This is a genomic window from Streptomyces luteireticuli (assembly GCF_041519305.1).
GTDB classification, from domain to species: Bacteria; Actinomycetota; Actinomycetes; order Streptomycetales; family Streptomycetaceae; genus Streptomyces; species Streptomyces luteireticuli.
The window spans coordinates 1,228,240-1,241,971 of sequence record NZ_CP167927.1 but is presented as its reverse complement, the minus strand read 5'-3'; the positions used below and the strand labels follow the sequence as shown (position 1 = coordinate 1,241,971).

Annotated in this window: 6 protein-coding genes; 5 read left to right on the top strand and 1 reads right to left on the bottom strand. The window is 73.7% G+C overall.

Annotated features, from left to right (window positions below; all coding sequences use genetic code 11):
• Positions 1–716: 716 nt before the first annotated feature.
• Positions 717–1,475 (top strand): AfsR/SARP family transcriptional regulator, encoded by a 759-nt coding sequence (locus AB8735_RS05210; protein WP_344021794.1) that lies wholly within the window; start codon positions 717–719, stop codon positions 1,473–1,475.
• Positions 1,476–1,580: 105 nt separating this feature from the next.
• Here the strand turns inward: AB8735_RS05210 and AB8735_RS05205 are convergent, their stop codons facing one another.
• On the bottom strand, positions 1,581–3,098 hold the full coding sequence (locus AB8735_RS05205) for an AMP-binding protein (protein WP_344021792.1): 1,518 nt from the start codon (positions 3,096–3,098) through the stop codon (positions 1,581–1,583).
• 309 nt (positions 3,099–3,407) lie between these two features.
• Here AB8735_RS05205 and AB8735_RS05200 point away from each other — a divergent pair, with 309 nt between their 5' ends.
• From AB8735_RS05200 to AB8735_RS05185, 4 genes are all read left to right on the top strand, one after another.
• Positions 3,408–4,427, top strand: coding sequence for a 4-aminobenzoate N-oxygenase (locus AB8735_RS05200; protein ID WP_344021791.1), 1,020 nt, complete (start codon positions 3,408–3,410; stop codon positions 4,425–4,427).
• 103 nt (positions 4,428–4,530) lie between these two features.
• Positions 4,531–10,233, top strand: coding sequence for a type I polyketide synthase (locus AB8735_RS05195; protein WP_372405651.1), 5,703 nt, complete (start codon positions 4,531–4,533; stop codon positions 10,231–10,233).
• Between the two features lie 33 nt (positions 10,234–10,266).
• Positions 10,267–12,357: an aminodeoxychorismate synthase component I gene (gene pabB / locus AB8735_RS05190; protein WP_372405649.1), complete on the top strand. Its 2,091-nt coding sequence runs from the start codon at positions 10,267–10,269 to the stop codon at positions 12,355–12,357.
• 148 nt (positions 12,358–12,505) lie between these two features.
• Positions 12,506–13,726: a cytochrome P450 gene (locus AB8735_RS05185; protein WP_344021786.1), complete on the top strand. Its 1,221-nt coding sequence runs from the start codon at positions 12,506–12,508 to the stop codon at positions 13,724–13,726.
• The last annotated feature ends 6 nt before the right edge of the window (positions 13,727–13,732 follow it).

Genomic DNA, 13,732 nt, shown 5'->3' with positions numbered 1-13,732 from the left:
GGGGATTCGGAATGTCAAACATGCCGAACGGCCCTCATGCGGGTGACGTGGCTTGCGGCGGTGGATGCGCGCCGCTCCGTATCGCGCCAGTGGCCGTGGTCGGCGCTGGACGCACAGTGGGTGGCGTGCAAGCATCCCGCCGTGATCTACGTATGGCCCATATGCAACGCATCGGCGAACCGGACGGCGGCCGTTCTCGTGTACAGGGGGAAGCCCGTCGTCTGAGACCGGCGGGCGGCGGGCGCCCGGGGTGCGGCCCGGTGGGCGGTGCGCAATGCGCTGTTCACTGCTCCGTCACGCCGGGGGGCGAATTGATTGCCATCATCGGTGGGTCCGTGGCGGCGTGGCCCGTCCGCTCGTGTGCGGTGCGGAGGGTGTGAAGTCGGCCGCCGCGGTTCGAGGTTGGGCGGTGAATCACGACGATGCGTCCGAGGGTCCCCCGGCGCGCGGCCCGTTCCGGGCCCGTGGGTGATCCGGCGCGCGGCCCGCCCCCGCCCCGGCGGTCGCCGCCCGCGCCCGGATGACGAAGATCACAGAATCGGGGGGAATTCCGCCGCGGACCCGGGGGAGAACCGTGTCCGTCGGCAAAGGTGCCACTGTCCGTCACGGGCGATGAACCCGTGGTCATTGACCAACAGTTTGCGAGAGAGGGCGTTTTCCTGGTGAATGCCGTTGCGAACCTACCGACCGAGTTATCCTTCAACATCCTGGGGCCGGTGGCGGTGTCGTCGACCGAGGGTCCGCTCCCGCTGGGCCCGGCCCGCCAACGCGCCGTGCTGTCCGCGCTGTTGCTCGCGCCGGGGCAGGTGGTCGGGGCGGAGCGGATCACAGAGGCGATATGGCCGGCGGGCCCTCCCGGCAACTCGGTCGCCAGTCTCCACAGCTACGTCTCCCACCTCCGCCGCCAACTGGAGCCGGACTGCCCGCCCTGGGGACGGAACCGGATCCTGCGGCGGGAGCCGCAGGGGTACGTCCTGGCCGTCGAGGCGGAACGGGTGGACGCCCGGCGCTTCGAGGGCCTGCTGCGCGAAGGGCGGCAGCTGCTGAGGGAGGGTCGCTACCCGGAGGCGAGCCGGGCCCTGCGGGCCTGCCTGGAGCTGTGGCGCGGTGCGCCCTACGCCGAACTCGGCGACTACGAGCCCGCCGTGTGCGAGGCGGCACGCCTGGAGGAGCTGCGCCTGGCCACGATGGAGGCGCTGTGGGAGGCCGAGCTGGCCTGGGGCCACGACTATGTCACCGCCATCGCCGAACTGGCCGCGCTGAGCGCCCGGTTCCCCACCCGTGAACGGCTGGGGTGGCTGCTGATGGTCGCCCTGTGCGAGGTGGACCGGCAGGCCGAGGCGGTGGCGGTGTACAACCGCATCCGCAAGGCGCTGGCCCAGGAGCTGGGCGTGGACCCGGGCCGGGAGCTGCGGTCGCTGTTCGCCCGGATCCTGCGCGACGAATGCGTCGGACGGGCCTGCCTGCAGAGTTGACGGCCGCCGGGGGACGCTCCAACCGCCCCCCGGCGAGCCCCAGGGCATGTCCGACGGGCCGGTACGGGCCCGGCGGACACGCCCTTGGCGGCATCCGGACCGTTCTCAGTGGATCCGCCGGTCATGGCCGGCCCAGTAGGGCTCCCTGATGCGGCCCTTCTGGATCTTGCCGTTGCTGGTGCGGGGCAGGGCGTCCCGGAAGTCCACGGACGTGGGCGCCTTGTACCGGGCCAGCTGCTGTTTGCAGTAGGCGATGACCTCTTCCTCGGTGACCGGGGTGCCCGCGGCGGGCACGACGACCGCCTTGACGGTCTCGCCCCACCGCTCGTCCGGCACGCCGACGACGGCCACCTCGGCGATCCCGGGGTGGCTCTGGAGGCAGTCCTCGACCTCCACCGAGGACACGCTCTCGCCGCCGGTGACGATGACGTCCTTCACCCGGTCGAAGAGGGCGAGATGCCCCTCGTCGTCGAAGGAGCCGACGTCGCCGGTGCGGAACCAGCCGTCCTCCACCGCGGCCTCGTTCGCCCGCTCGTCCCGCCAGTAGCTGTCGAGCACCATGTTGGAGCGCGCCAGCACCTCGCCGCGCTCGCCGGTCCGCAGCCGCACCCCCAGGGCGGGCGCGCCGGCCCGGGTGAGCCCGCCGTCCCCGGGGGCGCCCGGCAGGCGGCGGTTGAAGGTGAGGAGCGTCGTCTCGGTCAGACCGTAGACCTGGAGGAACTCCCAGCCCAGTTCCTTCTCGACGCGGGAGACCAGCTGTTCGCCGACGGGCGCGCCCGCGCAGACCACGCGGACCCGGCCGCGTCCGGGTATCTCGCCCGGCCAGTCGCGGGCGGCCTGGAGCACCGCGTCCCACACGGCGGGGGCGCCGAACGCCAGCGTCACACCGTGCTCCTCGACGCGCCGCAGGATCTCCATGCCGTCGATCCGGCGGATCAGCACCTGCTTGGCGCCCAGCCCGGCGAGGAGGAACGGCACGCCCCAGCCGTTGCAGTGGAAGGTGGGCAGGGTGTGGAGGTAGACGTCCCCCTCCCAGATGCGGGCGTGGACGCCGAAGGTCATGGCGTTGAGCCAGATGCTGCGGTGGGTGAGCGCGACGCCCTTGGGGCGGGCCGAGGTGCCCGAGGTGTAGTTGAGGGTGGCGACCGCGTTCTCGTCGGGCCGCGACCAGGGGCGGGGCGCGACGTCGAAGCGCATGACCTCCCGCTCGGTCTGCTCGCCGAGGACGAACCGCTTCGGCACGTCGACGGAGCCCAGGGCCGCCTCGACGTCGGGGTCGACGAAGACGACGGAGGCGTCGCACTGGCGCAGGATGTAGGAGATCTCCTCGGGCGTGAGCCGGTAGTTCACCGGGACGCAGATCCGTCCGCTCGCCGTGACCGCGTAGAGCAGCTCCAGCAGCCGGGAGGAGTTGGGGCTGACGACGGCGACCCGTTCGCCCTCGCCGACCCCCAGCGCGTCGAGGCCGGCCTGCCAGGCCCGTACGCGCCGCAGCGTCTCGCCGTACGTGGCGGTGGGCAGCGCGGCGGCCGGCTGGTGCGGCTCGTCGACAAGTGAGGTGCGGGAGGCGGCCGTTGCCTCGGCGCGGTCGAGGAAGTCGGCCGTGGTGAGCGGAACGAGCATGAGGTGTCCTCCGACGGGAGTACCGGGAGAAGGGGCGAACAGAAAGGGGGCGGGTGCGCCCCGTGCGCAGCGGACGCTCCGGTCGCCCGAGGCCGCGCCATCGCTTCAGACGCCCATAGTGGCACTCCCGGTCGCCATCCAGAAAGCCTCGATCTTTCGGCGCCAAGTTGCGTCCAAGAAAGCATCAAGAGCGGTCGGCGACGATGCGAACACACCGCGGGCCGTCCCTCCACCGAGCGTGCTCGGAGCACCGGGAAGGGCCGGTCCCCGCCGGTTCCGCGGTGGGCACGGGCGACGAGGTCGGGAGAGATGATGCGAGACGAGCAGCCGCACTTGGCGACCACTTGGGCCGCCCGGGGGTGGGTCGAGGAGGAGGGCATCGGCAGCGCCACCCTGGGCCGGCTGGTGCGCGCCTGGCCCCGCCGCGCGGCGGTGGTCAACAAGGCGGACATCCTGGACGAGTGGGCCGACTACGACACCCTCGTCCCCGACTACCCGCTGGAGATCGTGCCGTTCGCCGAGCACCCCCTGTTCCTCGCGGCCGAACCGCACCAGCGGCAACGGGTGCTGACGGGCATGTGGATCGGCTACAACGAGCGCGTCATCGCCACCGAACAGCTCATCGCCGAGCCCGCCTTCGACCTCGTGATGCACGGGGTGTTCCCCGGCAGCGACGACCCGCTCATCCGCAAGAGCGTGCAACAGGCCGTCGTGGACGAGAGCTTCCACACCTATATGCACATGCTCGCCATCGACCGCACCCGGGAGCTGCGCAAGATCAGCGAACGGCCGCCCCAGCCCGAACTCGTCACCTACCGGCGGCTGCGCCGCGTCCTGGCGGACATGCCGGAGAAGTGGGAGCGGGACATCGCCGTCCTCGTCTGGGGCGCGGTGGCCGAGACCTGCATCAACGCCCTGCTGGCGCTGCTGGCCCGGGACACGACGATCCAGCCCATGCACGCCCTGATCACCACCCTGCACCTGCGCGACGAGACGGCGCACGGCTCGATCGTCATCGAGGTCGTCCGCGAGCTGTACGCCCGGATGAACGAGGAGCAGCGCCGCGCCCTCGTCCGCTGTCTGCCGATCGCGCTGGAGGCCTTCGCCGAACAGGACCTGTCGGCGCTGCTCCTCGAACTGAACGCGGCGGGCGTCCGCGGTGCGGAGGAGATCGTCGGCGATCTGCGGGCGACGGCCGGCGGGAAGCGGCTCGTCCGCGACTTCTCCGGCGCCCGGAAGATGGTCGAGCAGCTGGGGCTGGACGACGCCGTCGACTTCGACTTCCCGGAGCGGCCCGACTGGTCGCCCCACAGCGGAACCCAGCGCTGACGCCCCCCGGCCCGGCACCCCTACCGAACCACGCGGCGGAGAACCAGCCTTGCGCAGTGCAGAACACGACCACCGGCCGCCTCACCCTGCCAGGAAGGAAGCGATGATGGAGTTGCACGAGGGAGGCGGGAGGCCGCTCCGTCAGCGGCTGGCGGCCGCCCGGGAGGCGGAGCGCCACCGTCTGCTGCTGGACCTGATCCGCACGCACACCGCCGCCGCCACGGACGGGAGGACCAAGTCCCTCGACGCCGGGCGGGCCTTCGGCGAGCAGGGGGTCCGCGGCAAGTCCGCGGGACGGCTGCGGGAGCTGCTGTCGGAGGCGACCGGCCTCGCGCTCCCCGCGACCGTCGTCTTCGACTACCCGACCCCGCGCGCGCTCGTGGAGCACCTCGCCCACCTGCTGCTCGGCGACGGCACCGCCGCCCCGTCGGCGGCCGGCCACGGCGCGGCGGCCGCGGACGAGCCGATCGCCATCGTCGGCATGGGCTGCCGGCTGCCCGGCGGCGTGAAGTCCCCCGAGGACCTGTGGGAGCTGGTCCGCTCCGAGACGGACGCGATCTCCGAGTTCCCCACCGACCGCGGCTGGGACGTCGAGTTCGACCCCGACCCGGACCGCATCGGCACCACCGTCACCCGGCACGCCGGCTTCCTCTACGACGCCCCCGACTTCGACGCCGACTTCTTCGCCATCAGCCCGGGCGAGGCCGTGACGATCGACCCCCAGCACCGGCTCCTCCTGGAGACCACCTGGGAGGCCATCGAAGGGGCCCGGCTCGACCCGACCTCGCTGCGCGGCAGCAAGACCGGGGTGTTCGTCGGCCTCATGTACAGCGAGTACGGCGCCCGAATCCGCAACGTGCCGCCGGCCGCCGAGGGTTACCGCGTCATCGGCAGCATGCCCAGCGTCGCCTCGGGCCGCCTCGCCTACACCTTCGGCTTCGAGGGCCCCGCGGTCAGCGTGGACACCGCCTGCTCCTCCTCCCTGGTCGCCATGCACCTCGCGGCCGAGTCGCTGCGCAAGGGCGAGTGCTCGCTCGCCGTGGCCGGCGGCGCCACCGTCATGTCCACCCCCTGGGGCTACATCGAGTTCAGCCGCCAGCGCGGCCTCGCCCCCGACGGGCGGGCCCGCTCGTTCTCCGCGGACGCGGGCGGCAGCAGCTGGTCCGAGGGCGTGGGCGTGCTCGTCCTGGAGCGGCTCTCCGACGCCCGGCGCAACGGGCACCGCGTCCTCGCCGTGCTGCGCGGCTCCGCGGTCAACCAGGACGGCGCCTCCAACGGCCTGACGGCGCCCAACGGTCCGGCCCAGCAGAAGGTGATCCGGCAGGCGCTGACCCACGCGGGACTCTCCACGGCGGACGTCGACGTCGTCGACGCGCACGGCGCCGGGACCCGGCTCGGCGACCCGATCGAGGCCCAGGCGCTGCTGGCCACCTACGGCCAGGACCGTCCCGACGGACAGCCGCTCTGGCTCGGCTCGCTGAAGTCCAACATCGGCCACACCCAGGCCGCGGCCGGCGTCTCCGGCGTCATCAAGATGGTGATGGCGATCCGCAACGGCGTCCTGCCGCGCAGCCTGCACATCACCGAGCCGACACCGATGGTCGACTGGACCTCCGGCGCCGTGGAACTGCTCACCGAGGCCCGGCCCTGGCCCGAGAGGGACCGGCCGCGCCGGGCGGGCGTCTCCTCCTTCGGCGTGGGCGGGACCAACGCCCACGTCATCCTGGAGCAGGCGGAGGCCGAGCCCGAGCCGTCCGCCGCGGACGGCGACGCGCGTCCGCTGCCCTGGCCCGTCTCCGGGCGCGGCCCCAAGGGCCTGCGCGCCCAGGCCGCGCGGATCCGGGAGTTCCTGGCGGACCACCCCGAACTCCCCGCCGCGGACGTGGCGTACTCGCTGGCCGCCACCCGGGCGGCCCTGCCCGACCGGGCCGTCGTGGTGGCCGCGGACCGCACCGAGGCCATGGCGCGCCTGGCCGCCCTCGCCGACGGCGAACAGGGCGAACAGGTGGCGCTGGGCGTCGCGGCGCACCACGACCGCCTCGCCTTCGTCTTCCCCGGGCAGGGGTCCCAGTGGCCGGGCATGGCCGCCGAGCTGATGAGCGCCTCCCCGGTGTTCCGGGAGTCCATCGAGGCGTGCGAGAAGAGCCTCGCCCCCTACGTCGACTGGTCGTTGACGAAGGTGCTGCGGGGCAGGTCCGGTGCCCCGACCCTGGAGCGCGTCGACGTCGTCCAGCCCGCGCTGTTCGCGGTGATGGTCTCCCTCGCGGCGCTGTGGCGCTCCTACGGCGTGGAACCGGCCGCCGTCATCGGCCACTCGCAGGGCGAGATCGCCGCGGCCCATGTCGCGGGCGCCCTCTCTCTGGACGACGCGGCCCGCATCGTCGCCGTCCGCAGCCGTGCGCTGCGGGTGCTGTCGGGCCGGGGCGGGATGGTCTCCGTCGCCGCCCCCGTCGAGCGGGTGCTGCGCGAACTGGAGCGCTGGGACGGGTCCGTGTCGGTCGCGGCGGTCAACGGGCCGCGCTCCGTGGTCATCTCCGGCGAGCCCGCGGCACTGGACGGGGCGATCGAGGCGTTCACCGCCGACGGCCTGCGCGCCAAGAAGATCCCGGTGGACTACGCCTCGCACTCGGCGCAGGTCGAGGAGATCCGCGAGACCCTGCGGGAGACGCTGGCCGGCATCGCGCCGCGCCCGTCGGACGTCCCGTTCTACTCCACGGTGACCGGCGAGCCCGTCGACACCACGGTCCTGGACACCGAGTACTGGATCACCAACCTCCGCGAGACCGTCCAGTTCGACCGCACCGTCCGCCGGCTCATCGACGACGGCTTCACCGGCTTCGTCGAGACGAGCCCGCACCCGGTGCTCACCGTCGGCATCCAGGAGACCGCCGACGACAAGGCGGCCGACATCCTGACCCTCGACTCGCTGCGGCGCAACGAGGGCGGACCGGCACGGCTGCTGGCCGCGCTCGGCGAGGCCCACGCGCACGGCGTCGCCGTCGACTGGTCGCAGGCCTTCGGCCCCGCCGCCCGGGCGGTCGACCTGCCGACCTACGCCTTCCAGCGGAGCCGCTACTGGCTGGAGGAGGCGGCCGCCCCCGAGGCCGACCTGGCGTCGGCCGGACTCGACGGCGTCGACCACCCGCTGCTGGGCGCCGCGCTCCACCTGCCGGACGGCGGGATCCTGTACACCGGGACCCTCTCGGCGCGCAGCCACCCCTGGCTCACCGACCACGGCGTCGCCGACGTCCTCGTCGTCCCGGGCACGGCGCTGGTGGACCTGACGCTGCACGCCGGCGGCCGGACGGGCTGCGACGTACTGGAGGAGCTGGTCCTCCAGGCCCCGCTGATCCTGCCCGAACAGGACACCGTCCGCGTCCAGTTGGCCCTCGGGGCACCGGACGACTCCGGACGGCGCCCCGTCACCGTGCACGCGCGGTCCGGCGGGGCCGGGGCCGACGAGCCGTGGACCCTGCACGCCGAGGGCACCCTGGCCCGCGGCGGCGAGCGCTTCGAGGGCCTCCCGGCCACCTGGCCGCCCGCCGGTGCCGAGGTCATCGAACTCGACGACTGCTACCGCCAGTTGGCCAAGAGCGGGCTGCACTACGGGGACGCGTTCCAGGGGCTGAAGCGAGGCTGGCGCCTCGACGGGGACGTCTTCGTGGAGGTCGAGCTCCCCCCGGGCGGCGGCGACGCCGGCGGCTACGGGCTGCACCCCGCCCTGTTCGACGCGGCCCTGCACGCCGCGGCGTTCGTCGGCCTGCCCGGCGCGGCCGCGGACGACGCCGTGACCCGGCTGCCGTTCTCCTGGAACGGCGTCGCCCTGCACGCCGACGGCGCCGGACGGCTGCGGGCCCGGATCCGCTTCACCGGCCCGGACTCCCTGTCCGTCACCGCCACGGACCCCACCGGACGGCCGGTCCTCTCCATCGGCTCCCTCGGGATGCGCCCGGTGACCGCCGAGGCCCTGCACCGGGCCGCCGCCTCCGCCGGGACCTCGCTGCTCCGCCTGGAGTGGCAGCCGGCGGCGCGGCCCGAGCCCGGCGCCGCGGACGAGGTGAGCTGGGTGTGGGTCGGCGACGGCGCCCCCGGCGGACAGATGGAGCGCCACGAGGACCTCGCCGGCCTGCGGGCGGGCCTGGATGCCGGAGCCGCCGCGCCCGACGTCGTCGTCCTCGCGCAGCCCCCGGCCGACGGGGACGCCGACGCGCCTGCCGCCGCCCACCGGGCCGTCCACCGCGTCCTGGCCGCCGTCCAGGACTGGCTGGCCGACGAACGGCTCGCCGGATCGCGTCTGTTGGTGCTCACCCGCGGCGCGGTCGCCACCGCGGCCGGGGCCGTGCCCGACCCCGTCCTCGCCGCCGTGTGGGGCCTGGTCAGGTCGGCCCAGGCGGAGAACCCCGGCCGCATCGTCCTCGTGGACCTCGACGCGCACGACGAGTCCCTGGCCGCGCTGCCCACCGCCGTGGACAGCGGGGAGGCGCAACTGGCCGTGCGGGACGGAGCGTTGCTGGTCCCGCGCCTGGCGCGGGTGGCCGACCGGGGAACCCCGGCCGCGGCCCTGCGCACCGACGGCACCGTGCTGGTCACCGGCGGACTCGGCGTGCTCGGCCGGCTCGTGGTGCGCCACCTGGCCGCCGCGCACGGCATCCGGCACCTCGCGGTGGTGTCCCGCTCGGGGAGCGCCGGCGAGGGCGTGGCCGAATTCGCCGGGGAACTCCACGCCATGGGCGCCGAGTTGACCGTCGTCACCGGCGACGCGGCCGACCGCGCCGTGCTGGAAGGGGCCCTGGCCTCGATCCCGGCGGAACGCCCGCTGACCGCCGTGGTCCACATGGCCGGTGTGCTGGACGACGGCGTGCTGACGTCGCTGACGCCCGAGCGCGCCGACCGCGTGCTGCGCCCCAAGGCGGACGCGGCCTGGCACCTGCACGAGCTGACCGCCGGATCGGACGTCCCGCTCCTGGCGTTCTCCTCGCTGTCGAGCGTGCTCGGCCCCGCCGGCCAGGGCAGTTACGCGGCGGCCAACGCCTTCGTGGACGCCCTGCTGGAGCGGCGCCGCGCCGCGGGATCGCCGGGCGTGGCCCTGGGCTGGGGCCTGTGGGGCGCCCGGTCCGGGCTGACGGGCGACCTGGACGAGACGGACCTCAAGCGCATGGCCCGGTCCGGCGTCCAGCCGCTCTCCAGCGACCAGGGACTCGCCCTGTTCGACCTCGCCCGCGCCGGTGCCGACCCGGTCGTCTTCCCGCTGCACCTGGACACCGCCGCCCTCGGCGGGGGAGACCCGGACGAGGTCCCGCCCGTCCTGCGCGGACTCGCCCGCACCCCGGTCCGGCGCGCCACCGTCCGCACCGGGGACGAGCGGCCCGCCGACGGCGACTCCCCCGCGGAGACCCTCGCCGGCCTCCCGGAGGCCGAACAGGAGGCCAGGATGCTGGCGTTGGTCCGCACCCACGTCGCGTCCGTGCTCGGCTACGACGACCCGCGGACCGTCGGCGAGCGCCGCACATTCACCGACATCGGCTTCGACTCGCTGCGCGCCCTGCAACTGCGCAACCGGCTCAACGGCGCCACGGGACTGCGCCTTCCGGCCACGCTGGTCTTCGACCACCCCACCCCCGTCGAGCTCGGCCGCCATCTGCGGACCCTGCTCGTGCCGGACGCGCCGTCGGCGCGGGACGCCGAGGACGCGGCGACGCCGCCCCCCGCGGCACCGGAGGGGAACGACGAGGCCATGGAACAGCTCCGTTCCGCGGCCTCCCTGGAAGAGGTCTTCGACCTCCTCGACGACCAGCTCGGCAAGTAGCCGACCCCGCTCGAACCGACAGGGAGGCTCCCGATGCGTGTGCTGCTGATCGACAACTACGACTCCTACACCTACAACCTGTTCCAGCTCCTCTCCGAGGTGTACGGCAAGGAACCGACGGTCCTCGTCAACGACGACCCGTCCTGGTCCGGGCTGGACCCGGCGATGTTCGACTGCGTCGTGATCTCGCCCGGCCCGGGCCGCCCCCAGCACCCGGCCGACCTCGGCTTCTGCCAGGAGGTCCTGGACCGCTGGCACGACGTGCCGGTCCTCGGGGTGTGCCTGGGACACCAGGCGATCGCCCACTACCACGGCGCGAACGTGGTGGAGGGCATCCCGAAGCACGGCCACCTGGCCCGGGTCCGGCACAGCGGCCGGGACCTGTTCGACGGACTGCCGCAGAACTTCACGGCGGTGCGCTACCACTCGCTCAAGGCCACCGAGCCCCTGCCCGGGGACCTGGAGGCCACCGCCTGGGCCGAGGACGGCACCGTCATGGCGCTGCGGCATCGCACGCTGCCCCGCTGGGGCGTGCAGTTCCACCCGGAGTCCATAGCGAGCGAGTGGGGCGCCCAGCTGCTCCAGAACTTCGCGAAGCTCGTCGGCGCGGACTACGCCGCCGCGGCGCGCCGCGAACCGGCCCGGTGGGCCGCCCCGTTGGAGGCGGCCCCCGCCGACGCCCCGGAGCTGCGGACGGTCGTCGAGGTCCTCGACCGGGCCGTGGACACCGCGGCGCTCTTCACCGCGCTGTACGCGGAGAGCGCCACCTGCTTCTGGCTCGACAGCAGCGCGCCCGGCATCGGCCCGGCCCGCTTCTCCTTCCTCGGCGACGACTCCGGCCCCCTCGCCGAGACGCTGACGTACCGCACCGGGGAGAACGCGGTCGCGGTCCGCGACGCCACCGGCGGACGGACCGAGCCCGGCACCATCTTCGAGGTGCTCCAGCAGCGGCTGGGCTCCCGCCGGCTGGCCGCCCCGGAGCTGCCCTTCGACCTCAACGGCGGCTACGTCGGCTACTTCGGCTACGAGCTCAAGGGCGACTGCGGCAGCCCGAACGTCCACCGGTCCGAAACCCCGGACGCCGTATGGACGTTCGCCGACCGGCTGATCGCGGTGGACCACCTGGAGGAGAAGACCTACGTCGTGGCCATCACCGGCACGGGGCCCGGTGAGGAGGACAAGGCCCGGGCCTGGACCCGGGAGACGGCCCGCCGGGCCCGCGACCTGCCCGACCCGGAACCGGACACCGCGCCCGCCCCGCCCGCCACGGCCCCCTCCGAGCAGCTGGACATCGCCCGCGACCGGAGCCAGTACGTCGGCGACATCAAGGACTGCCTCGACGAACTGCACAGCGGCGAGAGCTACGAGATCTGCCTGACCAACCGGATCCGGCTGCCCGAGCTGAAGGACCCGCTCGGCTACCACCTCCTGCTCCGCCGCCTCAACCCCGCCCCCTACGGCGCGTTCCTGCGCCACGAGGGCGTGAGCGTCGTGTGCTCCTCCCCGGAGCGGTTCCTGCGGATCGGCCGGGACGGCGTCGTGGAGAGCCGGCCCATCAAGGGGACGGCGCCGCGCGGCGCGACCCCCGAGCGGGACGAGGAGCTCCGCGCCTCGCTGGCGGCCTCGGCCAAGACCCGGGCCGAGAACCTCATGATCGTCGACCTGCTGCGCAACGACCTCGGCCGGGTGTGCGAGGTGGGCTCCGTCGATGTCCCCGCCTACATGGTGACCGAGACGTACGCCACGGTGCACCAGCTGGTCACCACGGTCCGCGGCCGCCTGCGGCACGACGTGGACCCGGTCGCCTGCGTCCGGGCCTGCTTCCCCGGCGGCTCGATGACGGGCGCCCCGAAGCTGCGGACGATGGCCATCATCGACCGGCTGGAGCAGGAGGCGCGCGGCATCTACTCCGGCACCATCGGCTACTTCGGGCTCTCCGGCGCCGCGGACCTCAACATCGTCATCCGCACCGCGGTCAGCACCGCCTCGGGCACGGTGATCGGCACCGGCGGCGCCATCGTCCTGGACTCGGACCCGGACGAGGAGTTCGACGAGGTGCTGCTCAAGGGCCATGCGCTGGTGCGGGCCCACGGGCTGCTGGAGGGCACCGGCGAAGCCCCGTAGCCCGCCGTCCGGCCCGTACGGCGGTTCCCCGGGGGCACCCCCCCGGGCCCCCGGCCGAAAACCATCCACGGGCTTCAAGATCGCATCAAGTTCCGTCGCACAGAATGCGGGGCGGCAGCGCGCCCGTACCCCCTGGGAAGGATCGAACATGTCGACCACCGCTCACACCGAGCCGTCTTGGGCGGACCTGCCGTTCCTGGACTTCACCGACCCCGCCTTCGACTGGAACTCCGCCGAGGTGGCCGAGGCGCGGGAGAAGTCCTGGATCGCCCGCACCCCGCTGGCCCTGCTGGTGCTGCGGTACGAGGAGGCCGACCAACTGGCCCGCGACAAGCGGCTGATCTCCGGATTCCGCGGCCTCGTGGACATGGTCGGGACGCCGGAGGGCCCGGTGCGCGACTTCATGGTCGACTTCCTGCAGAGCCTGGACGGCGCGGACCACCGCCGGCTGCGCGGGCTGGCCACCCACCCGTTCACCCCCCGCCGCATCACGGCGGTGCAGCCCTTCGTCAGGTCCACCGTGCAGCAGCTCGTCGACAGGCTGCCGGAGGGCGACTTCGACTTCGTGCAGCACTTCGCCCACCCGCTGCCCGCCATGGTCATGTGCCAGCTGCTGGGCTTCCCGCTGGAGGACTACGACACCGTCGGCCGCCTGTCCGTCGAGACCAACCTGGGACTGGCGCTCTCCAACGACGCGGACGTGCTCGTCAAGGTCGAGCAGGGCCTCGGCCGGATGTTCGACTACCTGGTGGCCGCCATCGAGAAGCGCAAGGTCGAGCCGGGCGACGACCTGACCTCCGACATCGTCCGCGCCTTCCACGACGGCGTCCTCGACGACTACGAGCTCCGCACCCTGGTCGCCACCGTGCTGGTCGCCGGCTACGAGACCACCAACCACCAGCTGGCCCTGGCCATGTACGACTTCGCCCAGCACCCCGACCAGTGGATGAAGCTCAAGGAGAACCCCGAGCTGGCCCCCCAGGCCGTCGAGGAGGTGCTGCGCTGGAGCCCCACGCTGCCCGTGACGGCCACCCGCACCGCCGCCCAGGACTTCGAGGTCAACGGCGTCCGCATCCCCACCGGCACCCCCGTCTTCATGTGCGCCCACGCCGCGCACCGCGACCCCCGCGTCTTCGCCGACGCGAACACCTTCGACATCACCGTCAAGCGCGAGGCGCCGTCCCTCGCCTTCGGCGGCGGCCCCCACTTCTGCCTGGGCACCGCGCTGGCCCGGCTCGAACTCACCGAGGCCGTCGCGGCGCTGGCCGCCCGCTTCGACCCGCCGCAGCTCACCGGCGAGATCTCCTGGCGGCACGAGCTCGGCGTCGCCGGGCCGGACACCATGCCGCTGCGCTTCGGCGCGGCCTGACGTTCC